The sequence below is a fragment of the Nonomuraea sp. NPDC049784 genome (genome assembly GCF_040659615.1).
In the GTDB taxonomy this organism is placed as follows: domain Bacteria; phylum Actinomycetota; class Actinomycetes; order Streptosporangiales; family Streptosporangiaceae; genus Nonomuraea.
In genome coordinates, this window is sequence record NZ_JBFAMX010000019.1 from 11,047 (window position 1) to 32,885 (window position 21,839).

Genomic DNA, 21,839 nt, shown 5'->3' on the forward strand with positions numbered 1-21,839 from the left:
GATCTATCCCTTCTCTGCTCCCGCCGTGAGGCCCTCCGTCAGCAGTCGCTCACTGGCGAAGAACACGATCACGATGGGCAGCGTCAGCACCACCGATCCTGCCATCAGGACCGTTGTGGGGATCTCTATGCTGCCCGCCAGTTGAGAGAGCCCCAGGGAAACGGTCCAGCTCTCCCGCTTCTCCACGAGGAAGAGCAGGGCGAACAGGAACTCGTTCCACGCGATCATGAACGCGTAGAGGCCGGTGGCCATCAGCGCGGGCTTGGACAGCGGCAGCACCACGCGCCAGATGGTCGACAGCCTCGTGCACCCGTCGATCGCGGCCGCTTCCTCCACGCTCTGCGGCACGGTCTCGAAGTAGTTGCGGAGCATGTATACCGTGACGGGGACGGTTTGCGCGATATACACGGCGATTAGCCCGAAAAGCGACCCCCTCAGCCCCAGCATCGTGAACAGCACGAACAGCGGAATGGCCAGCACGATCGCCGGGAACAGGTACACCGCCAGGAAGAGGAAGTGCACCTTCCGCCGCCCGAAGAAACGCAGCCGCGCGACCGCGTACGCGCCCGGGATCGAGATCAGGAGCGTGAACGCCACCGAGGCGACCGCCACGATCGCGCTGTTCCTGAGGAAGGTCAGGAAACCCTGCTTGGTCAGTACGTCCACGTACGTGTCGAGGGTGAAGCTGCGCGGCCAGAGCGAGCCGGGGTCCAGGATGAGCTCCTGGATGTCGCGTACGGACAACATCACCATGTAGAAGAACGGGAACGCGGTCATCAGGAAGAGCACCACGATGACCAGCGGCTTCAGCACTCGGAAGAGCGCGCGCTCGAACCTATCTCTGCTCACCTTCACCCCCGCCGAAGAACCGCAGGTAGATGGTCAGGAACACGACCAGGAAGACCGCCAGCACGATCGCCTGCGCGGCCGAGGCGCCGATGTCGTCGCGTGCGGTCAGGAAGTTGTAGACCCGCACGCTGACCACCTCGGTCCCGGCTCCGCCGCCGGTCAGCAGGTAGACGTCGTCGAACTTGGTGAACGTGAACACGAACCGCAGCACCGACAGCAGCGCGATGATCCGCCAGAGCTGCGGCATGATCACGTAACGGAACCGCTGGGTCGGCGTGGCCCCGTCCACCACCGCCGCCTCGTCCAGTTCGGCGGGCAGCGCCTGCAGCCTGGCCAGGATGAACAGGAACGCGAACGGGAAATACCGCCACGCCTCGAAGGCGATCACCGTGAACAGCGCCACCGGCACCTGCACGCCGAGGAACTCGCCCTTCGCCTGGGTGAGGAATGCGATCGGCTCGTGGAGCCAGGTGTTGACGATGCCGTACTGGGGGTTGAGCATCGTCTCCCACAGGAAGGCCACGGCCACCACGGGCGCCACGTACGGGATCAGGATCGAGGCCCTGACCAGGGTCCGCCCCTTGAACCTGTCCCGGAGGGCCAGCGCCGTCACCAGCCCGATCGCGATCGACAACGCCGTCCCGGCGACGGTGTAGACGAGCGTGTTGACCAGGGACGACCAGAAGCCGGGCTCGGAGACGACGTACGAGAAGTTCTCCAGCGTGTAGTGCCCGAAGAGGCCCGCCCGCCTGATGTTGATCAGCCGCGCGTCCTGGAACGCCAGCATGATCGCCCACAGCAACGGCAGCACCACCACGACCAGCGTGATGATGAGCGTGGGCGAGATGAGCGCGAGCCCGGCCCGCCCCTCCTGCTGCCGAAGCGTGCGGGTCACTGCCGGATCCCGCGCTTGATCGTCTCAACGTCCGTCTTGGCCTGTGTGGCGGCGGCCTGCGGGGTCAGCGACCCGTCCACGACCCCGCTCAGCGCCTTGGGCACGGGCAGTTCGCCCATGATGGCGCCGACCAGCTTGCCCTGGCCTTGCGGGATGCCCCAGCGGGCGAACGTGTCGGGGCTCTTGCGCAGGGCGTCGAGCACGTCGGCCGGGTAGATGTCGGCCAGCGGCTTCTTGGAGTCGACCCCGGCGGGCAGCTTGTTCCACTTGTCCTCGAAGCCCTTGCGGATCGGGAACTTGCCCTCCGGCGCCATGCCGATCCAGCCCTCGTAACCCTCGTTCATCATGTACGCGACGAACTTGGCCGCGGAGTCCTTGGCGGCGTCACGGGTGATCGCCCACGAGACGATCTCGCCGTATTGCGCGGGCGTGCTCCCGTCGGGCCCCTTCAGCGCCGTGACCACCCCGGTGTTCTTGGCCAGCCACTGCGGGTCGGCGCGGCACTCCTGGCAGCTCGGCAGCGCGTCCTTACGCAGGCCCGCCAGCTCGTCCAGGATGAAGGACGACCAGATGGTCATGGCCGCCTTGCCCGAGAAGTAGGTGGCCCTGGTGGAATCGACGTCCTGCTTGCCCTTGACGGAGTAGTCCTTCGCCAGCTTCGCGTAGAACTCGAACGCCCTCACGCACTGCGGCGAGTCAAGGGTGATATTTCCGGAATTGTCGACCAGCTGGCAGCCGTTCGCCAGCGCGACGTGCTCGAAGCTCTGCGCGGTGAACGAGTCCTTGGGCGCGATCGCCAGCGTGATGCCCGCGACCCCTCCCGTGTTGAGCTTGGCGGCGGCCGCCTCCAGCCGCTCGTACGTGTCGGGCGGCTGCAGCCCCGCCCTCTCGAACAGGTCCTTGCGGTAGAGGATGAGCTGCGCCCACCCGTCGCTGGGCACCGCGAGCAGCTTGCCCCCCGAGCTGTCGAGCTCCAGGGCCCGCGGCGAGAACGAGTCCCTGCCGAGCTGATCGACGACCTTGCCCGGAGTCTCGGTGTCGAGCAGGTCGTTGGCCTCCAGCTCGCGCACGGCCGACAGCGGCAGGGCGCCGATCACGTCCGGCAGGTCTCCGGCCGCGGCGGCGGCCGTCATGGTCTGGCTGAACTGGTCCTCGGCCACGCCGACCAGCTTGACCTTGATCCCGGTCTTCTTGGTGAACTCGGCGACGATCTGGTTCTGTACGGCCATCCGGTCGTTGAGGTTCTCCTCGGTCCAGACGGTGATCTGGTTGCTCGCGGACGACTCGCCACCGCCGTCGCCGCACGCCGCCAGCGAAGCGGCTGCCAGCAGCGCGAGGGAGAGGACGGCGGTTACCTTCTTCGGCATGGCACGCTCCTCCGGTAGGGGATATGCCGCCCTTACCCTCGCCGTGATCCCGGCAACGTGCGGTAGTCGATACGAGACCGGTCTGTACTCACTCCGTGCCTACGCGCACAGATCGGGATCTTCTCCGCAAAAAGATCTACTTTATGCGATTTCGGTCATCCGGAGGTCGGCTCACGCCCTAGAAACCCCAGGTGTGAGGCTAGGTGAGCTTTGCCGATAAGGTCGCTTTCCGGAAGACACGCTGGCAGAAACCCCAATTGCAGCAGCGCTTACCGGCTGAAGTCGTAGACTTAAGAGTGTTCCGAGCGCAACTATCGTATGCAAACAAGTACTAAATCTTTGACTTTTGTTTGATCAATAAGCGTAAGTGATGGGGAATGCGCGTCATCACCTTTGAAGAGCCAGGCCGTGTCCGCGTCAGCCTGGAGTCACCCGCCGACCTGGTGCCGGGCTCAGTACGAGTCCGTACGATCTATTCCGGCGTCTCGGCAGGCACCGAGCTCACCGCCTATCGCGGCACAAATCCATATCTCAACCGCCACTGGGACACCGAGCGCCGGCTCTTCGTCGACGGTCAGACCCACGCCTACCCGCTGACCGGCTGGGGCTACCAGGAGGTCGGCGAGGTGGTCGAGGCGGCGTCCGACGTCGCGGATCCCCCTGTCGGCAGCATCGTGTGGGGCATCTGGGGTCATCGTGCCGAGGCCGTCGTCCCGGCCGAGAAGCTCGTCGGCCACGTGCTGCCGCCCGGTGCCGACCCGCTGACCGGGGTGTTCGCGCGCGTGGGCGCCATCGCGCTCAACGCCGTCCACGCGGCCGACGTGCACCTCGGCGACCAGATCGCGATCTTCGGGCAGGGCGTCATCGGGCTGCTCGCCACCCGCCTGGCCGTGCTGAGCGGCGCCAGGGTGCTCGCGGCCGACGCCATCCCCGACCGGCTGGAGCTGGCCAGGAAGTTCGGCGCGGCAGAGGTGATCGACGTGCGCGCGGGCTCCGTGGCCGAGTACATGCGCAAGCGCATCGAGGGCGCCGACAGCGTGATCGAGCTGAGCGGCACCCACCAGGGCCTGCACGAAGCCATCAGGACCGTCCGCAAGGGCGGCAGGGTCGTGGCCGCCGGGTTCTACCAGGGCGACGGCGTCGGGCTGCGGCTGGGCGAGGAGTTCCACCACAACCAGGTGCAGCTCGTCTCCTCCCAGATCGGCGGCGTCGCCTCGTGGCTGGCGCACCGGTGGGACGTCGAGCGCCTGCAGCGCACCTTCATGGCTCTCGTGCACGAGGGCCAGGTCGAGGTCGGTGATCTGATCAGCCACGTCGTCCCCGTCGAGAGGGCCGCAGAGGCCTTCGACCTGATCGACAAGCACCAGTCCGAGGTGCTCCAGCTCGTCTTCACCTTCGAGGAGTGACAGTGAAGCTCGCCGTCCAGGAGCAGCTTCTGCCCGGCCGCACGCTGCAGGAGAAGTTCGCGTTCGCGGTCGATGCCGGGTTCGACGCCATCGAGCTGCGCGGCAAGGGAGACTTCCACTTCGCGGGCCGCCTGACCGAGCTCAAGCGGGCCAAGGCCGACGGCGTGGTCATGCCGACGGTCTGCGTGGACATGCCGCACTTCATCGGCGACTTCGACGCGGCCAAACGCAAGGACGCCATCCAGCAGCTCAGGTCGCAGCTCACGGTGATCGGCGAGCTGGGCGGCATCGGTGTCATGACGCCCGCCTCCTGGGGGCAGTTCTCGCGCCGGCTGCCGCCGTTCGAGCCGCCGCGCAGTCCCGAGGAGGACCGCGAGGTGCTGACCGAGGCGCTGGGCATCCTGGGCGAGCACGCGCAGCGCAACGGCGTTCTGATCATGCTGGAGCCGCTCAACCGGTACGAGAACCACATGGTCAACACCCTGGCCGAGGCCGTCTCCTACTGCTCCATGGACTCGATCAGGGTCGTCGGCGACACGTACCACATGAACATCGAGGAGGACGACCCCTGCCGCTCCCTGGCCGAGGCCGCCCCCTACATCGCGCACATGCAGATCAGCGAGTCCAACAGGAACCAGCCGGGCACCGGCCACCTCGACTGGGGTGCGCAGCTCGCCACGCTGGACTCCGTCGGCTACGACGGCTACCTCGCCCTGGAATGCCGCCTGCGGGGTGAGCCCGAGATCGTCCTTCCCCAAACCGCAGCCTTCGTCAGGAAATACCTATGATCCTTCGCGACGCCGTGCGTGTCCTGGTGGCGAACTGGGACGGCGGCTACACGGTTCCCTCCCGCCGTCTGTACCCGCATCAGTGGAGCTGGGACTCGGCCTTCATCGCGATCGGGAACGCCCGGTGGTCGCCGCGAAGGGCCAGGGTGGAGCTGCTCTCCCTGTTCGGCGCGCAGTGGCGCGACGGCAGGGTGCCGCACATCGTGTTCAACCCCACGGTGCCGGAGGGCGCATACTTCCCGGGGCCGGAGTTCTGGGAGTCCCGCGCTCCCTCCGGGTCGGCGACCTCCGGCATCATCCAGCCGCCGGTCCACGCGCTGGCCGCGTGGAAGACGCACCTGGCCGAGCCCGACACCGCGTTCCTGCGCCGGATCTACCCGCGGCTCGTGGCGCAGCAGGAGTTCCTGCGCGCGGCCAGGCGCTCGCCTGAAGGGCTGATCTCGATCGTGCACCCCTGGGAGTCGGGCATGGACAACAGCCCGGCCTGGGACCTGCCGCTGCAGGCCGTGCGGTCCGCCACCGCGGGCTTCGTCCGCAGGGACCTCGCCACGGTCAGCGCCGACGAGCGGCCCACCGACCGCGACTACGAGCGGTACGTCTCGCTCGCCCGTGCCTACCGCGACTCCGGCTACCGCAGGCCGGGGGAGTTCCACGTCGAGTGCCCGCTGTTCAACGCCGCGTACGGGGCCGCGGAAGCGACGCTGGCCAAGATCGCGGACGTGCTCGGCCTCGACCCCGAGCCGCACGAGCGCGAGGCGGCCGCGATGACCGCCGCCATGGTCGAGCACCTCTTCGACGGCGGCCTCTTCCAGGCCCGCGACGTGCGCACCGGCGAGCTGATCCGTTCGAACAGCACCGCGGGGCTGACCCCGCTCATGCTCCCCGGCCTGCCCGCCGAGGTCGCCGACGCGCTGATCTCGACCGCGCTCGACCGCTTCTCGCTCAAGGACGGGGCGCTGCCCAGCTACTCCCCGGCGGCGCCCGAGTTCGACCCGGCCCGCTACTGGCGCGGCCCGAGCTGGATCAACCTCACCTGGCTGGTGTGGCAGGGGCTCAACGAACGCCGTCCCGACCTGGCCGGCCTGGTCGCCGACGGGATGATCAACGCGGTCTCGCACGCCGGGTTCCGCGAGTACTTCGACCCGTTCACGTTGCACGGCCACGGCTGCCGCGACTTCAGCTGGTCAGCCGCTCTCATCCTCGACGTGGTCGCAGAGCACGGCCTGAAGGGTCTGCCGGCGTCTGGACGCGAGCTCGGAAAGGAATTGGGGGGCCTCGGCGAAGCCGACGAGGTCAGTGATCACGTGCTCGCGTAGCCGCGTGCCGTGCCGCCTCAGCAGGGAGATCGTCTCGTGCGAGAGCCGCTCCCTGTCCCAGGCGTGCGCCAGGCCGCGCGGCACCCGGCCGATCTGGGCGCAGCGCACCGTCAGCCCGTTGTGGTGGAACTCCTCGCCAAGCCGCACCTCATCCGCGCCCTTGGTGTAGAAGGCGAGATCCACCAGCGTGCCCTGGGGGCGGAGCATCCTGAGGCCGAGCGCCAGCGCCCTGGTCTGGCCCCGGCACTGGAACACCACGTCGGCGCCCCGGTCGTCGCGGCCGTGCCGCCAGCGGCGCTTCAGGTCCATCGCCGGATCGTTGTCGGCCGCCAGGACGTTCGCGCCGAGCGCTTCGGCGACCGCGAGCCTGGCCGGGGTCTCGTCCACGACCACGACCTCGGCCGCGTCGCAGGACATGGCGAAGCAGGCCGTCAGCAGCCCGACCACGCCGGCGCCCACGACCGCCACCCGCCGACCGCGCACGCCGTCGCCGAGCTGCTGCACGGCCGGGCCGTGCAGGTCGTGGGCGGCGTGCAGGAGGCCGTTGGCGCAGATCGGGCCCATGTGGGCGACGTAGACGCCGAGTACCGGGTCGAGGTCGTCGGGCAGCGCCACGAACCTGTCGTTCATCGGGTCCGCCACGTATGCCGTGCGGTGCCCGTAGCACATCGCGACCAGCGCGCCCTCGCTCACCGCCCGCGTGCGCGTCTCCACCACCAGGCCGACCTGCATGTAGCCGATGCCGCGCACGGGATAGCTCACCGACGGCGCGCCCTCCGTGAACAGCCCGAGCGCCGGATCCCAGCTCGAGGACAGGTAGGGGTTGGTGCCCTTGACGTAGGTCAGCTCGGTGCCGGCCGAGACGCCACTGTGGGTGGTCGCCACCATGAACCCGCCCTCGGGGATCTCGGGCAGCTTCTCCTGCACCAGGCAAACCTCGCCGGGCCCCTCAATGCTGAGCACTGCGTTCATGGCCTCACTCCGTGAGGCGGCTCGGTCGCTGGGGAGCCGTCGCCTTCCCTCGTCGCTTTGGTCGCTTCGCTCCCGCCGCTCCTCAGTCCAGGCGACGGCGCTCCCTCGCACTCATTGAGCATCACCGGCCTCCGTTCGGCAGCGGACCGTGCGAGCGCCAGCGCCAGGCGATGGGTCCGCAGGGCCTCACCGTACGGCACGCGTACGTCGGCGTCCTTACCCTGCACGGCGTTGATGAACTCCCGATCCACCCGCGTCTTCGCCAGGCCGTCGTCCTCGATCACCCGTTCGCCGTCCACGAGCAGCCGCGTTTCGCTGAGCTCCAGCGCGAGGCCCTCGGCGCACACCTCCAGGCCCACCCGGTGCTTCTGGGCGAGCAGGCAGGAGGTGGCCAGCAGCCCGGCCGCGCCGTCGGCGAAGCGCAGCACCGCCGCCGTCGCCCGGTCCACCTCGCCGTCGCTCTTGTTGTCCGCGGGTACGGCGTGCACCATCGTCACCTCGCCCACCAGGACCCGCGCCAGGTCCAGTACGTGGACCGCCTGCTCCACGATCTGGCCACCGGACATGCTCGGGTCCAGCCACCAGGCGACCGGGGGCACCTTGTCGAGCCAGTGGCCCAGGGCGAGCCGTACCGGACGCTCGGCGAGAAGGTCGCGGGCCTGCTGGACGATGTCGAGATAGCGCCAATGGTGGCCGACCGCGGACGGCAAAGATCTCCGCTCGATTTCGGACGCGATGATTTCTGCGGTTTGGAGGTCGAGAGAAAGGGGTTTTTCTACAAAAATCGGCAGATTACACGACAGAACATCTTGTTCCGGGTTACCGTGCGCAAAAGGAGGCACACATACGTAGACGGCGTCAAGACCGCCGGCACTGAGTAGGTCGGCATGGCCGCCAAAGGCGGAGGTGCCATGCCTTGAGGCCAGCGCCTCGGCCTTGTGGGGATCGGTGTCGGCGATCCCAGCGATCGTGACATCGGGGAAGCCGGATAGTACATCTGCGTGGCGAGCTGCGACATTTCCGGCACCTATGATGCCGACGCGAGTCATTGGGGACACAATCCGGCATATGCCACGTCTACTCGCGGCCAAACAATGAGGTTCAAAGGCGCATAGATCGGGCAGAAGTCGTGACCTCATGAGATCGGGGCTGACTGCATGGAGACAGATCTTCTAGCCTTGGCCAGGGTCCAGGAGTGGTACGGTCCGCACTCGAGCACAGCAGCCGAGTGGCCGGTCGGTGCCTTAATGCTGGCCAAGGGATCCACGACGGTAAGCGTCGTACTTCCGGCGCGTGACGAAGAACTCACGGTGGGCGACATCGTCCGTGTGATCCGCCGTGACCTCGTCGAGCGCCTGCCGCTCGTCGACGAGATCCTGGTCGTCGACTCCAATTCCACCGACGCCACCGCCGAACGGGCGCGCGAAGCGGGCGCCCGCGTGGTGGCACAGGACCAGGTGCTCTCGCACCTGCCGCCGCTGACCGGCAAGGGCGAGGCGCTGTGGAAGGGGCTGGCCGCCTCCAGCGGCGACATCGTCGTGTTCGTGGACGCGGACCTGCGCAACTTCACCGCGCACTTCGTGTCCGGCCTGGTGGGGCCGCTGCTGGTGAACGGCGACATCCACTTCGTCAAGGGGATGTACGAGCGGCCGTTCACGGGCGACGACGGGGTCGTGCGCCGGGGCGCGGGCGGGCGCGTGACCGAGCTGGTGGCCAGGCCCCTGCTCAACATGTTCTGGCCGGAGCTGGCCGGGTTCGCCCAGCCTCTCGGCGGCGAGTACGCCGCCAGGCGCGAGGTGCTGGAACAGGTGCCGTTCGTCACCGAGTACGGCGTGGAGTTCGGGCTCCTCGTCGACCTGTTCCAGCTCATCGGGCTGGACGCGATGGCCCAGGTGGACCTGGGCACGCGTACGCACTCGCACCAGTCGATGGCCGCGCTCGGCCGGATGGCCGGGCAGATCATGCTCACCGCCTGGTCCCGCCTGGAGCGGCAGGGCCGGGTACTGCCGGCCGAACCTCCAGCGCACACGATGCTGCAGTTCGGGCTCGAAGGGGTTGACCTGGTGGACATGGCCGTGGCGGAGCGACCTCCGCTCGCCTCCCTCGTGCTTGAGGAGGATGTGGCATGAAAGTCCTGGTGAACGCGGGGCCGTGGCTCGCGGTCCCGCCCCCCGGCTACGGGGGGATCGAGAACGTGGTGGCCACGCTGGTGCCCGCGCTGCGCGAGCGCGGCGTGCGGGTCGTCCTGGCCTCCGTCGGGTCCAGCACGCTCGCAGCGGACGAGCTGATCAGCGTCTTCGACGACGGTCGGTTCACAGAGCTGCAGAAGCCGTACAACCAGGTCATGGGGATCGCGCACGCGCACCAGGCCAGGGTGGTGGCCGAGCTGCGCGCCCGCGACGACATCGACCTCGTCCACGACCATGTGGAGGTCGTCGGGCCCGCGGTGCTGTCGGCGCTCGGCGGACCGCCCGTCCTGCACACCCTTCACTGGGACCTGCACAAGCATCCGGCCTTCTACGGCGCCTTCCCGCCGGGGATCGCGGTGAACGGCGTCTCGCAGTCGCAGCTCGCCCGCGCCCCCGACGCCCTGCGCGCGGCCTCGCTCGGCGCCGTCTACCTGGCCAGCCCGCTCGCCGACCGCGATCTGCGGGTCGATCAGGGCGAGCACCTGGTGGTCATGGGCCGGATCTGCGCGCTCAAGGGCCAGCACGTGGCGGCCAGGATCTGCCAGAAGCTCGGCCTCCCACTGGTGCTCGCGGGGCCGGTCAGCGGCCGGGACACCCCCGCCGAGCTGGACGTCGTCGTCCAGAACCCGTACCACCCGCTGCACAGCCACCCTGACGTCCGCTACCACCTCGACCAGGTGTCCCGCTACCTCGACGGGAAGCTGGTCAGGTGGGTCGGCGCGGTGGGCGGCCCGGCCAGGGACGACCTCTATGCCTCGGCCAGGGCCGCGCTCTTCCCGATCCAGTGGGACGAGCCGGGCGGCACGGCCGTCGTCGAGGCGCTCGCGCTCGGAGTGCCTCCGGTCGGCCTGCGCCGCGGCTGCCTGCCCGAGATCATCGATCACGGCCGCACCGGGTTTCTGGCCGACTCCGAGGAGGAGCTGGCGGAGTGGGTGCTGCGGGTGGACGAGATCGATCCCGAGGAGTGCCGCAGGGAGGCCCGGCACCGCTTCTCGCCGTCCGTCATGGCGGAGCGCTACCTGGAGCTGTACGAGCGAGTCACAGCCCGTTGACGTTGCCCGCTCTCCAACGGACCTCATCCGCGCCGGGGGTCAGGCGAAGCCGCGGGGTAGCACGATGACCGGGCAGGGCGAGGCCCGCAGCGCCTTCATGGCCAGCTCGCCCAGGAACACCCGGTGCGGTTGCGCGTCCTCGCTCGCCGCGCACACCAGCAACTCGCCAGGGGCCCACTCGACGTCCGCGAGCGCGGCGGCCACGTCGTGCCCCTCGGCCACCTCCGACTCCGCCTCGATCCCCGTGGACTCCCACGCCAGCCGCACCGCCAGCGCGAGGTCGTCCCTGAGCTTGCCCTGGTCCTCCGTGCGCAGGTCGAGAGTGATCAGCCGGAGCGGGATGCCGAGCCGCAGCGCCGCCTGCGCGATGCGTTCGACCGCCTCGTCGCACTGCGGCCGGTGCACGTAGGCGAGTGTGAGGCGCTCCGGCCCGTTGACGGGGACGTACTGGGCGGGCGTCAGCATGACCGCCTCCGACGACAGGTGGAGCAGGTGGTCGGAGGTTGAGCCGATCGCGATGCGGCCACGCTGGCCGCCGTCCGCCGAGCCGACCACGATCAGGTCGGCCCTGATCCGGCTGGCCAGCACCGAAAGCCCGCGGCCCGTGCCCCTGCTCTCGTACGTGATGTACTCGGCCGGGGTGGGCCCCAGCTCCTCGGCCGCGTGCGCCAGGTTGGCCTGCGCCTCCACCGCCAGCCCCGGGCTGCCCGGCGGGTAGATCGTGGCCACCGTCAGCTCGCCGCCCGTGACGCGTGTGATCGCCGCGCCGAGGGCCAGCGCATCCCGCCCGCCCTGGTCGGTGGTGTAGCCGACGATCACGTGCTCTCCGATCACGACAGCCCTCCTACCCGCTCTGAGCTGGGAATACGCGGCCTTGATCGGAACGTTGTAAACCTGTGGAGGCGTAAAAAAGTGAAGATCACCCTTGATACTCGCTTCAACTTCAACGGGTCCGTTATGGTCACGCTCCGTGAAGCGGTTCAGCAGCTCAGGGAGCATGATTTGGCCTGCACGGTGGCCGCGGACACCGTGGACCAGAAGGTCACCATCTTCTCCGACTGCGTGGAGCGCGGGTTCACGCCGCTCCGCAGCGAGATCATGGCCGCCTACTACGTCGCCTCCCGCGACGCCACCGCCGAGGCGTTCGACCGGGGACTCATCACCAGAGGCGAGCTGGAGAGCCAGCAGGCAGCCCTCATCCGGCAGTTCCTCCTCTAGACTTCTCCCGATATTTCGGCCATATGGTCGAGGCATTTGACGGCGATAGTTCGTAAGGTCGTGTCCACTGCTGATTAACGGATTGGACACCCGTGTACCGCGACATCGTCGACTTCGCCATGACCACGCCTGGATGGCTGCACACGCTCGCCGAAGTGGGGACGGACGCCGGGTTATTCCTGTTCGTGGCGTTGTTCGCGGTCGCCGCCCTCCGGGCGTGGCGGGGTCCGGCCCGTGACCTGGCGCTGGTGATCGCGGGTCCGGCCGGGGTGGTGTTCGCGTACGTCGTGAGCGAGGTCGTCAAGAACATCGTCAGGGAGGACCGGCCGTGCCGGGGCGGGATCACGACGATCGCCGCCTGCCCGCCTTCCGCCGACTGGTCCTTCCCCAGCAACCATTCGGTGATCGCGGCCGGCGCCGCGGCCACGCTCGTGCTGGCCTGGCGCGCCCTCGCGTGGGTGGTGCTGCCGCTGGCGGCGGTCATGGCGTTCTCGCGGGTCTTCGTGGGCGTGCACTATCCGCACGACGTGGTCGCGGGCTACCTCGTCGGGCTGACGCTGGCGCCGCTGTTCGCACTGCTGGTGGTGGGGGCCGTCACTCCCGCGGTACGGCTCGCGAGAAGCCGTCTGTCGCCTCGATGAGCCGGTCTGTGATGCCCGGCTCGGTGAAGGCGTGCCCGGCGTCGTGGACGACCTGGAAGGCGGCCTCCGGCCAGGCCTTGTGCAGGTCCCAGGCGGTGGCCATGGGCGTGCAGGCGTCGTAACGGCCCTGCACGATCACGGCGGGGATGTGCCGGATCTTGTGTACGTCCCTGATGAGCTGGTCGGGCTCGAACCAGCCGCCGTGATGGAAGTAATGGTTCTCGATGCGGGCGAAGCAGACGGCATGCTTGTCCTCGCCGTACTCCTCGACCCGGTCCGGGTCGGGCAAAAGCGAGATCGTGCCCGCCTCCCACCGGGTCCACGCCTTGGCCGCGGCCAGCCTGGCGGCCGCGTCGTCTCCCTCGAGCCGCCTGCGGAACGCGGCCATGAGATCGCCGCGCTCCTCGGGCGGAATGGGCGCCACGTACGACTCCCACAGGTCGGGGAACAAGTAGGAGGCGCCCTCCTGGTAGAACCAGCGCAGCTCGTGGGGCCGCAGCATGAAGATCCCCCGCAGGACCAGCTCGGTCGTACGGCCGGGATGCGCCTGCGCGTACGCGAGCGCCAGCGCGCTTCCCCAGGAGCCGCCGAACACCTGCCACCTGTCGATGCCGAGGTGCTCGCGCAGCTTCTCCATGTCGGCCACCAGGTTCCAGGTGGTGTTGGCCGCGAGGTCGGTGGCCGGGTCGCTGGCGTGGGGCAGGCTGCGGCCGCAGTTTCGCTGGTCGAACAGGACGATCCGGTAGAGCTCCGGGTCCCACTGGCTCCGGTGCTTGGCCGTGCACCCGCCGCCGGGGCCCCCGTGCAGCATGACGGCGGGCTTGCCGTTGGGATTGCCGCAGACCTCCCAGTAGATCTGGTTGCCGTCGCCCACATCCAGCAGGCCCGACTCGTACGGTTCGATGGGTGGGTACAGCGTTCTCATGGTCCCCGATCCTGCCTCAATTGCCGGTCCGTAGGATGATCGCATGGAGCTCGTGACCATTGATGACATCCGCGCCGCGGCCGGCCGAATCAAGGGAGTGGCGGTGCGGACGCCGCTCGTGCGGATGGGCGAGGCGTGGGTGAAGCCGGAGAGCCTGCAGCCCGTTGGAGCGTTCAAGATCCGGGGAGCCTACAACGCCGTGGCCTCGTTGCGGCCCGACGGCGTCGTCACCCACTCGTCCGGCAATCACGGGCAGGCCCTGGCCTATGCGGCCAAGGAGTTCGGGGTGCCGTGCGTGGTGGTCGTGCCCGAGGGGGCGCCCCAGGTGAAGCTGGCCGCCATCGAAGGATGGGGCGCGGAGACCGTCATCGTGCCGCCCGAGCAGCGGGAGGTCGTCGCCGAGAAGCTGGCGCAGGAGCGGGGGATGACGCTGGTGCCGCCCTACGACCATCCGTTGGTGATCGCGGGACAGGGGACCGTCGGACTGGAGATCGTCGAGGACTCGCCCGATGTCGAGGTGGTGCTCGTGCCTGTGGGCGGTGGCGGGCTGGCCTCCGGGGTCAGCACGGCCGTCAAGGCGCTGCGGCCCGAGGCCAAGGTGATCGGGGTCGAGCCCGAGCTGGCCGCCGACGCCGCGGAGAGCCTGGCCGCCGGGCACCTGGTGCAATGGGGGGCGGCCAGGACGTTCAAGACGATGGCCGACGGGCTGCGCACGGGGCTGTCCGAGCTGACGTTCGCGCACCTCAGCCGGCGGCTCGACGGGATCGTCACCGTGTCGGAGGACGAGATCAGGGCCGCCATGGGCCACCTGGCGCGGTCGGCGCGGCTCGTGGCCGAGCCCAGCGGGGCGGTCACCACGGCGGCGCTCCTGTCCGGCCGGGTCCCGGCAGGGCGCACGGTGGTTGTGCTGTCCGGGGGGAACGTCGATCCCGCCCTACTCAGGCAGGTGATCTAGGTCCACTCGTGGCGGCTCAGGAATGAGCGGTCGCCCGTGGCGTACTCGTTGAAGGCCGCCTGCACCTCCTCCAGCTCGGGCACCATGGTCCGGATCAGCGTGCCCTCCTTGTACTCCAGCTCGTAGCCGGGGGAGACCTGCAGGAAGTGGCGGCCGAAGTTGACCAGGGCCACGAACGGGTTCTGCGCCGACAGTGTGGCCAGGACGTCGTGGACGAGGCCGAGGTCCGGGTCGTGGACGATCATGCCGTCGCCCGTGTGGAGCTGCATGCCCTCGTACACGCCGAGCGGCGCCACGTTGTGCACCAGGTCGCGCTGCGGGTCGTAGCAGACCAGCCCGTGTGCCTGGGCGACCGTGAAGACCTGCGCGGACGTCTCGTCCATCGTGTCCAGGTCCATCGACACGAGCACGTGGCCCGGATAGAGCGTGACCTCCCCGGGCAGCTCCTTGGCGACGTCGGGCACCTCTCCCCCGGCCACGGGGGAAGTGCGCTTCACCGCCAGATAGGTGGCGCGGGCCTGGTCCCTGCTGATCGGCACCGGCTCGTCCCACACCATCAACTCAACGCTCATCGGTCCATCTTGTCGGACCGGCACCCTGCCCGCGCATCACTGCGCCCAAGTGCCGGAAAGCCGCGCGGGCCATCTTTGGGCAAACCTACGTGGGCTTCTCCGAATCCGGCACCAGCTCGACCGTGCACGCGGCGCACCGGCGGGCCTCTGCCGGGATGTCGGTGAGGCATTCGGGGCACTGCTTGGTCGCGGCCTTCTTGTCCCGGTCGAACAGGCTGATCAACCGGGTCATCGGGGCCACGATCAGCCAGTAGATGACCACGGAGACGACCAGGAAGCTGAGCAGATGATTGAGGAAGTCGCCGTACTTGAACTGGCTGCCGTTGATCGTGAAGGAGTAGTCGGAGAAGTTCGGCTGCCTGCCGCCCGTGATGGCGCCGATCAGCGGGGTGATCAGATCGGTGACGAGGGCCTGCACCAGACCGCTGAAGGTGGCGCCGACGATCACCGCCACCGCGAGCTCGACGATGTTGCCCCGGAGTAAGAACCTTCTGAAGCCGCCCATGGGCCAGCACGTAGCCAGGATCGGCTGTGGCAAACCATGCTGGATGCGTGGGCCGCCTCCGATACCGCGCCGTCGGGGACGGCTCACCCTTTTCAGCTGGAGTAATGACGTGGCGACAGTGGAAGGAACAAAGCGGCTTGTCGGGTTGAGCGAGGGAACGGAACATGGGAGAGACCGCAAGGGAGCCTCGATGATCGAGATCTGGCCGGGTGACCCCTATCCCCTCGGGGCGACCTATGACGGCGCGGGCACGAACTTCTCGCTCTACACCGAGGTCGCGGACGCGGTTGAGCTGTGCCTGTTCGACGAGGACAACGTCGAGTCGAGGGTGCCGCTCACCGAGGTCGACGGGTTCATCTGGCACGGCTACCTGCCGGGGATCGGGCCGGGCCAGCGGTACGGCTACCGCGTCCACGGGCCCTACGACCCGGCCCACGGCCTGCGGTGCAACGCGGGCAAGCTGCTGCTCGACCCGTACGCCATGGCCATCGAGGGGGGCGTGAGCTGGAACGAGGCGGTCTACGGCTACCGGTTCGGCCAGCCGGACACGCGCAACGACATGGACTCGGCCCCGTACGTGCCGCGCTCCATCGTGATCAATCCGTTCTTCGGCTGGGGGCACGACCGGCCGCCCGCGACGCCGTACCACGACACAGTGATCTACGAGGCCCACGTGCGGGGCCTGACGATCAGCCACCCGAAGATCCCCAATCACCTGCGCGGCACGTACGCGGCGCTCGGCCACCCAGAGATCCTCGACCACCTCACCAAGCTCGGCGTGACGGCGCTGGAGCTCATGCCGGTGCACCAGTTCGTCACCGACCACATCCTGGAGCAGCGCGGCCTGTCCAACTACTGGGGCTACAACTCGATCGGCTTCTTCGCGCCGCACAACCGCTACTCCAGCCAGGGGCAGCGCGGCGGGCAGGTGCTGGAGTTCAAGGCCATGGTCAGGGCGCTGCACGAGGCGGGCATCGAGGTCATCCTCGACGTCGTCTACAACCACACCGCCGAGGGCAACCACCTGGGGCCGACGCTGGGGCTCAGGGGGATCGACAACCTCAACTACTACCGGCTGGTCGAGAACGACAAGCGGTACTACGTGGACACCACGGGCACGGGCAACAGCCTGCTCATGCGCTCGCCGCACGTCCTGCAGATGATCATGGACTCCTTGCGTTACTGGGTCATCGAGATGCACGTCGACGGGTTCCGCTTCGACCTGGCCTCGACGCTGGCCAGGGAGCTGCACGAGGTCGACCGGCTGAGCTCGTTCTTCGACCTGGTGCAGCAGGACCCGGTGCTGTCGCAGGTCAAGCTGATCGCCGAGCCGTGGGACGTCGGGCCGGGCGGATACCAGGTCGGTAACTTCCCGTCTCGGTGGACGGAGTGGAACGGGCGCTACCGCGACACGATCCGCGACCTGTGGCGCGGGCAGGCTGCCACGTTGCCCGAGTTCGGCTCCAGGTTCACCGGGTCGAGCGACCTCTACCAGGACGACAGCCGCCGTCCCGCCGCCTCGATCAACTTCGTCACCTGCCACGACGGCTTCACCCTGCAGGACCTCGTCTCGTACAACTTCAAGCACAACGAGGCGAACAAGGAGGGCAACCGCGACGGCACCGACGACAACAGGTCCTGGAACTGCGGCGAGGAGGGCCCCGCCGGCGACGTCGTGGAGTCGCTGCGCGAGCAGCAGAAACGCAACTTCCTCACCACGCTCTTCCTGTCACAGGGCGTGCCGATGCTCTCCCACGGCGACGAGCTGGGCCGCACGCAGAAGGGCAACAACAACGGCTACTGCCAGGACAACGAGCTGACCTGGGTCGACTGGTCGGACGTGCGGGAGAACTGGCTGCTGCTGGAGTTCACCCAGAGTCTGGCCGCGCTGCGCAAGAGGCATCCGGTCTTCCGCCGCAGGCGCTTCTTCTACGGCAAGCCGGTACGCGGCCAGAACGACATCGCGTGGCTCACCCCCACAGGAGAGGAGATGACCGACAGCGACTGGAACGTCGGATACGCCAAGTCGCTGGCCGTGTTCCTCAACGGCGAGGCCATCACCGAGCCGGACCGTCGCGGCCGCCCGATCAGGGACGACTCGTTCCTGCTGCTGTTCAACGCCCACCACGACACCATCAAATTCACGATCCCCAAGGATTACGGAGAGATGTGGCAGACCGAGATCGACACCGCCATGCCGATCAAGCTCGATGCGCGGATGTGCCGCGGCGGCGAGGCCATCGAGGTGCCGGGACGCAGTGTGCGGGTGCTGCGTCGTGTCTAGGCCCTCCTCCACCTACCGGGTGCAGCTGACCCCCGACTTCGGCTTCGCCGAGGTGGCCGAGATCGCCGGCTACCTGCGCGATCTCGGCGTCAGCCACGTCTACCTGTCGCCGGTTCTGCAGGCGACGCCCGAGTCGCGTCACGGCTACGACGTCACCGACCACTCCAGGATCAGGGAGGAGTTCGGCGGGGCGACGGGGTTCAGGGAGATGGCGCAGCAGCTCGCCGCCCATGACCTTGGCATCGTGGTGGACATCGTGCCGAACCACATGAACACGGTCAACGCGCAGTTCTGGTCGGTCCTCAAGTACGGGCCCGCCTCGCCGTACGCGAACTGGTTCGACATCGACTGGTCCGAGGGGGAGGTCGCCCTGCCCGTGCTGGGGGACGACACGGAGCCTCACGTGGACGGCGACGTGCTGCGTTACCACGACCACGCCTACCCCCATCCCGGCCACTACCGGCTGGTCGACTGGCGCGAGGGGCCCGGCTACCGGCGTTTCTTCGACGTGTCATCGTTAATCGGGCTGCGGGTCGAGGATCCGTCCGTGCTGTTCACCACCCATGAGGTGATCTTCTGGCTGCTCGACGAGGGGCTGGTGGACGGGCTGCGCGTCGATCACCCCGACGGGCTGGCCGATCCGCGGGGCTACCTCGAACGGCTGCGCGCCAGGGCGGGCGAGACCTGGACCGTGGTCGAGAAGATCCTCATCGGGCCCGAGCGGCTGCCGGGCGACTGGGCCTGCGACGGCACCACCGGCTACGACGTGCTCAATCGCGTCAACGGCCTCTTCGTGGATCCCGCCGGGAAAGCTCCCCTTGTCCAGCTTTTCGCGGACATGACCGGGCAACCTTCCGAGTACCGGCCCGTGATGGCGCAGGCCAAGCGGGAGGTGCTCGACCTGTTCTTCGGCGCCGAGGTCGCACGCCTCGCCGACGCCGCCGGCCAGGACCCCGCCGCCGTGCGCGAGCTGCTGGCCGCGATGCCGGTCTATCGCGCGTACGTGGTGCCGGGCGAGCCGCCGCCGCCCGAGTCCGCCGAGATCGTCGAGCTGGCCGCCGAGGCGTGCTCGCCCGCCGTGCTGCCGCTCGCCCGCGAGGTCCTGTACGGCTCCGCCGAGGCGATCGTGCGCTTCCAGCAGTCGTGCGGCCCGGTCATGGCCAAGGGCGTGGAGGACACGGCGCTCTACCGGTGGTATCCGCTGGCGTGCCTGAACGAGGTGGGTGGGGAGCCGGACGCGTTTGGGGTGCCGGTGGAGGAGTTCCACGACTTCTGCGCCGAGATGTGGCCGTACACGATGACCACGCTGTCCACGCACGACACGAAGCGGTCCGAGGACGTGCGCGCCCGGCTGTCGGTGCTGTCGGAGATGCCCGGGGAGTGGGCCGCCGCGGTGTCGTCGTGGTCGTCCTCGGTGCGCTTCGACCCCCATCTTGACTACCTGGCCTGGCAGAACCTCATGGCGGCCTGGCCGATCTCGGCCGAGCGGCTCACGGACTACCTGCTCAAGGCGGCGCGCGAGGCCAAGACCGCCATTTCTTGGATAAATCCGGATCCGTCCTACGAGCGAGGCTTGCGGGAGTTCGCGGCGGCGGCCGTGCGGCTGCCCGTGGGCGAGTTCACCGCACGCATCGAGCCCTTCGCGACGTCGAACTCGCTCGGAGCCAAGCTCGTGCAGCTCATGATGCCGGGGGTGCCCGATGTGTACCAAGGCAACGAGACGACCGATTTCTCGCTGGTCGATCCCGACAACCGGCGGCCCGTGACGTACCCCCGCAAACCGGAGACCTCGTGGGACGCCGCCAAGCTGCTGGTGACGACGCAGGCGCTGCGGCTGCGCCGCCGTCTCGGGGGCGCGGCGCCGTACCGGCCGCTGGAGGCGGAGGGGCCCTCCGCGGAACACGTGATCGCCTTCGCCCGGGGCGATCGTCCTCAGGCCGTCGCGGTCGCCACCCGGCTACCTGTGCGGCTTGCTCGGTCGGGGTGGGGCTCCACGTCCCTGACGCTCCCCGCCGGCAACTGGCGCGACCTGCTCACCGGCGCCCTCCACACGGGCCGGATCCCGCTCGCGCACCTGCTCGGTCAGTATCCGGTCTCACTTCTGGAGAGACATGATCTTTGAGGTCTGGGCACCCAAGGCCACGACTGTCGAACTGTCCGTCGGGGATGTCCGCCACGCGATGTCGCGCGGGGAGGGGGACTGGTGGTCGGTCGCGGTGGCGGGGGCCTCGCACGGCACACGGTACGCGTACATGGTGGACGGTGAAGGGCCGTACCCGGATCCCAGGTCGCGGCGGCAGCCGGAGGGGATCTTCGGGTCCAGCGCGGTGTACGACCACGCTCGCTTCACCTGGTCCGACTACGACTGGAAGGGTCGTGACCTGCGGGGAGGCGTGATCTACGAGCTGCACGTGGGAACGTTCACGCAGGAGGGGACGTTCTCGGCGGCCATCGAGAAGCTGCCGCACCTCGTGGAGCTCTGCGTCGACTTCGTGGAGGTCATGCCGGTCGCGCCCGTGCCCGGGGGGCGTAACTGGGGGTATGACGGGGTGGATCTGTACGCGGTCAACGAGACGTACGGGGGGCCTGACGGGCTCAAGTCGTTCGTGGACGCGTGTCATCGGGCCGGGATCGGGGTCATCCTGGACGTCGTCTACAACCACCTCGGGCCGTCGGGGAACTTCCTGCACCCGTTCGGGCCCTATTTTTCTGGATTTAAGGGCAGTTACTGGGGCGATGCCGTCAATCTGGACGGGCCGGACTCCGACGAGGTGCGGCGGTACTTCGTCGGCAACGCCGTTCAGTGGCTGCGTGACTACCACATCGACGGGCTGCGGCTGGACGCCGTTCACGCGTTGCACGACCGCCGCGCCCGGCACCTGCTGGCGGAGCTGTCGGAGGAGGTCGACGCGCTGGCCTGCTCGGTCGGCCGCCCTCTGTCGCTGATCGCCGAGTCCGACCTGAACGACCCGCGCATGGTGCGCTCGCTGGACGCCGGCGGCCTGGGCATGACCGCTCAGTGGGACGACGACGTACACCATGCCCTGCACTGCGCGGTGAGCGGGGAGTCGCACGCCTACTACTCGGACTTCGCCTCGCTGCCGGCGCTGGCGAAGGTGCTGACCTCGGGCGTGCTGCACAACGGGAGCTATTCGACCTTCCGCGGCCGCTCCCACGGCGGCTCTTTCGCGGGCGTGCCGGGGCACCGGCTGGTGGCCTGCGTCCAGAACCACGACCAGATAGGCAACCGCCCCAAGGGCGATCGGCTGCCTGTCTCCGCGCTCAAGCTGGGGGCGGGTCTGCTGCTGACCTCCCCGTTCACGCCGATGCTGTTCATGGGGGAGGAGTGGGGGGCGCGTACGCCGTTCCTGTTCTTCTCCGATCACGTGGAGCCCGCGCTTCGCGAGAGCGAGGGCGCGCGAAGGGAGCGCGAGTTCGAGGGGTTCGGGTACGTGTGGGACGCGCCCGACCCCTCGGAGGAGGAGACGTTCCTGCGGTCGAAGCTGGACTGGAGCGAGGCCAAGGAAGAGGAGCACTGGTCGCTGCTGTGCTGGTACCGCGACCTGATCGCGCTGCGCAAGGCGCTGCCGGAGCTGTCGGATCCGCGGCTGGATCGGGTTCGGGTGGAGGTGGATCCGCTGGAGAAGTGGCTGCTGATGTGGCGGGGGTCGCTGGCCGTGGCGGTGAACTTCGCACAGGAGTCGGTCACGGTGCCGGTGCCGCCGGGGACGGTGCTGCTGGCGTCGGACGAGCCGGTGGTGGCGGACGGGAAGAACCTGCGCCTCCCGGCCCAGTCCATGGCCATCAGCAGACCCACCCTCCCCTGACCCCGTTATCCACAGGGACGATCGCAACTCCGGGCCCCATCCACAGAACCCCGCTCCACTCCACCCAAGCGGTCCCCG

19 protein-coding genes are annotated in these 21,839 nt (G+C 68.6%); 10 read left to right on the plus strand and 9 right to left on the minus strand.

Annotation, left to right across the window (positions count from 1 at the left end; translation table 11 throughout):
• Nucleotides 1-3 precede the first annotated feature (3 nt).
• Genes AB0J09_RS07610 through AB0J09_RS07620 form a run of 3 tightly spaced genes read right to left on the minus strand, consistent with a single transcriptional unit; the run spans nt 4 to nt 3,111 of the window.
• On the minus strand, nt 4-849 hold the full coding sequence (locus AB0J09_RS07610) for a carbohydrate ABC transporter permease (protein WP_360686747.1): 846 nt from the start codon (nt 847-849) through the stop codon (nt 4-6).
• Nucleotides 836-1,744, minus strand: a complete 909-nt coding sequence (locus tag AB0J09_RS07615) for a sugar ABC transporter permease (RefSeq protein ID WP_360686750.1) — start codon at nt 1,742-1,744, stop codon at nt 836-838. The genes AB0J09_RS07610 and AB0J09_RS07615 overlap by 14 nt, the downstream gene beginning before the upstream one ends.
• Nucleotides 1,741-3,111: an extracellular solute-binding protein gene (locus tag AB0J09_RS07620; protein WP_360686753.1), complete on the minus strand. Its 1,371-nt coding sequence runs from the start codon at nt 3,109-3,111 to the stop codon at nt 1,741-1,743. Before AB0J09_RS07620 ends, AB0J09_RS07615 begins: the two co-directional genes overlap by 4 nt.
• Before the next feature lie 377 nt (nt 3,112-3,488).
• On the opposite strand from AB0J09_RS07620, the gene AB0J09_RS07625 reads away from it, so the two are divergent.
• Both AB0J09_RS07625 and AB0J09_RS07630 read left to right on the plus strand, forming a co-directional pair.
• The gene (locus tag AB0J09_RS07625) at nt 3,489-4,517 is read left to right on the plus strand and encodes a zinc-binding alcohol dehydrogenase (RefSeq protein ID WP_360686756.1); all 1,029 of its coding nucleotides are present in this window, start codon (nt 3,489-3,491) and stop codon (nt 4,515-4,517) included.
• A gap of 2 nt (nt 4,518-4,519) precedes the next feature.
• On the plus strand, nt 4,520-5,305 hold the full coding sequence (locus tag AB0J09_RS07630) for a sugar phosphate isomerase/epimerase family protein (RefSeq protein ID WP_360686759.1): 786 nt from the start codon (nt 4,520-4,522) through the stop codon (nt 5,303-5,305).
• 1,184 nt (nt 5,306-6,489) lie between these two features.
• On the opposite strand, the gene AB0J09_RS07635 is transcribed toward AB0J09_RS07630, so the two are convergent.
• Together AB0J09_RS07635 and AB0J09_RS07640 are read right to left on the minus strand one after the other, a co-directional pair.
• Nucleotides 6,490-7,593 carry a zinc-binding alcohol dehydrogenase gene (locus AB0J09_RS07635; RefSeq protein ID WP_360686762.1) on the minus strand — a complete coding sequence of 368 codons (1,104 nt, stop codon included), beginning with the start codon at nt 7,591-7,593 and terminating at the stop codon, nt 6,490-6,492.
• Nucleotides 7,590-8,732 carry a Gfo/Idh/MocA family oxidoreductase gene (locus tag AB0J09_RS07640; RefSeq protein ID WP_360686765.1) on the minus strand — a complete coding sequence of 381 codons (1,143 nt, stop codon included), beginning with the start codon at nt 8,730-8,732 and terminating at the stop codon, nt 7,590-7,592. Before AB0J09_RS07640 ends, AB0J09_RS07635 begins: the two co-directional genes overlap by 4 nt.
• Nucleotides 8,733-8,750: 18 nt before the next feature.
• Here AB0J09_RS07640 and AB0J09_RS07645 point away from each other — a divergent pair, with 18 nt between their 5' ends.
• Entirely contained in the window at nt 8,751-9,722 is a 972-nt protein-coding gene (locus AB0J09_RS07645; RefSeq protein ID WP_360686768.1) for a glucosyl-3-phosphoglycerate synthase, read from the plus strand.
• Entirely contained in the window at nt 9,719-10,834 is a 1,116-nt protein-coding gene (locus AB0J09_RS07650) for a glycosyltransferase (RefSeq protein ID WP_360686771.1), read from the plus strand. Before AB0J09_RS07645 ends, AB0J09_RS07650 begins: the two co-directional genes overlap by 4 nt.
• Before the next feature lie 39 nt (nt 10,835-10,873).
• Here AB0J09_RS07650 and AB0J09_RS07655 read toward each other — a convergent pair whose 3' ends face one another.
• Nucleotides 10,874-11,668, minus strand: a complete 795-nt coding sequence (locus AB0J09_RS07655; RefSeq protein WP_360686774.1) for a universal stress protein — start codon at nt 11,666-11,668, stop codon at nt 10,874-10,876.
• A 78-nt stretch (nt 11,669-11,746) separates the two neighbouring features.
• Between AB0J09_RS07655 and AB0J09_RS07660 the strand changes: the two genes are divergently transcribed.
• Nucleotides 11,747-12,052, plus strand: coding sequence for a hypothetical protein (locus tag AB0J09_RS07660; protein WP_360686777.1), 306 nt, complete (start codon nt 11,747-11,749; stop codon nt 12,050-12,052).
• A gap of 92 nt (nt 12,053-12,144) precedes the next feature.
• Entirely contained in the window at nt 12,145-12,693 is a 549-nt protein-coding gene (locus AB0J09_RS07665; protein WP_360686780.1) for a phosphatase PAP2 family protein, read from the plus strand.
• Here the strand turns inward: AB0J09_RS07665 and pip are convergent.
• On the minus strand, nt 12,647-13,618 hold the full coding sequence (pip, locus tag AB0J09_RS07670; protein ID WP_360686783.1) for a prolyl aminopeptidase: 972 nt from the start codon (nt 13,616-13,618) through the stop codon (nt 12,647-12,649). The genes AB0J09_RS07665 and pip overlap by 47 nt on opposite strands.
• Before the next feature lie 43 nt (nt 13,619-13,661).
• Here pip and AB0J09_RS07675 point away from each other — a divergent pair, with 43 nt between their 5' ends.
• Nucleotides 13,662-14,573: a threonine/serine dehydratase gene (locus AB0J09_RS07675; protein WP_360686786.1), complete on the plus strand. Its 912-nt coding sequence runs from the start codon at nt 13,662-13,664 to the stop codon at nt 14,571-14,573.
• On the opposite strand, the gene AB0J09_RS07680 is transcribed toward AB0J09_RS07675, so the two are convergent.
• Together AB0J09_RS07680 and mscL are read right to left on the minus strand one after the other, a co-directional pair.
• Entirely contained in the window at nt 14,570-15,145 is a 576-nt protein-coding gene (locus tag AB0J09_RS07680) for a hypothetical protein (protein WP_360686789.1), read from the minus strand. The two genes, AB0J09_RS07675 and AB0J09_RS07680, sit on opposite strands and share 4 nt — an antisense overlap.
• Before the next feature lie 85 nt (nt 15,146-15,230).
• A complete protein-coding gene (gene mscL / locus AB0J09_RS07685; protein ID WP_360686792.1) occupies nt 15,231-15,650 on the minus strand; it encodes a large conductance mechanosensitive channel protein MscL in 420 nt (139 codons plus the stop codon).
• Between the two features lie 190 nt (nt 15,651-15,840).
• Here mscL and glgX point away from each other — a divergent pair, with 190 nt between their 5' ends.
• Genes glgX through treZ form a run of 3 tightly spaced genes read left to right on the plus strand, consistent with a single transcriptional unit; the run spans nt 15,841 to nt 21,761 of the window.
• Nucleotides 15,841-17,934: a glycogen debranching protein GlgX gene (glgX, locus tag AB0J09_RS07690; protein WP_360686795.1), complete on the plus strand. Its 2,094-nt coding sequence runs from the start codon at nt 15,841-15,843 to the stop codon at nt 17,932-17,934.
• Entirely contained in the window at nt 17,927-20,056 is a 2,130-nt protein-coding gene (gene treY, locus AB0J09_RS07695) for a malto-oligosyltrehalose synthase (RefSeq protein ID WP_360686798.1), read from the plus strand. The genes glgX and treY overlap by 8 nt, the downstream gene beginning before the upstream one ends.
• On the plus strand, nt 20,046-21,761 hold the full coding sequence (treZ, locus tag AB0J09_RS07700) for a malto-oligosyltrehalose trehalohydrolase (protein WP_360686801.1): 1,716 nt from the start codon (nt 20,046-20,048) through the stop codon (nt 21,759-21,761). The genes treY and treZ overlap by 11 nt, the downstream gene beginning before the upstream one ends.
• Nucleotides 21,762-21,839 lie beyond the last annotated feature (78 nt).